General features: G+C 75.0%; 1 protein-coding gene. It reads right to left on the bottom strand.

The window, feature by feature from the left end; translation table 11 throughout:
- The coding region (locus FV223_RS29890) for an NAD(P)H-hydrate epimerase (RefSeq protein WP_348644845.1) at nt 1–286 on the bottom strand (286 nt) is incomplete at its 3' end.
- Nucleotides 287–428 lie beyond the last annotated feature (142 nt).

Consider the following 428-nt stretch of genomic DNA (forward strand, 5'->3'; position numbering starts at 1 on the left):
CTGCAGCCCGGCCGCACAGGCCGCGGCCGGGCTGCAGCCGGTGGCCGGGCTTCTCCGCGACGAACGTGACGGTCTCGACCGCCCGGAGCGCGAAGCCGCGGACGGCGCCGGTATCGCCGTCGACCCCGCTCGGCACGTCGACCGCCAGCACCGGGCGCCCGGACGCCGCGACCCGCTCGAGCGCATGGCGGGCCGGCCCTTCGAGGTCGCGCGACAGGCCGGCGCCGAACAGCGCATCGACGACGAGGTCGGCGCGCGACGGCTCGGCCTCCGCCAAGCACAGCACCGTCCCGGTCCACGCCGCCGCGGCCTCGGCCGCATCGCCCGCGAGGGCTGTCGCTTAAACACATCACCGAGACCACGAGACCGGCGCCGATGTCGTATTCCGGCATCTGGGAGAAAAAAAAAAGGGTGGGGGGGCGGGGGGG

The sequence above is a fragment of the Methylobacterium sp. WL116 genome (genome assembly GCF_008039455.1).
Classification (GTDB): domain Bacteria; phylum Pseudomonadota; class Alphaproteobacteria; order Rhizobiales; family Beijerinckiaceae; genus Methylobacterium.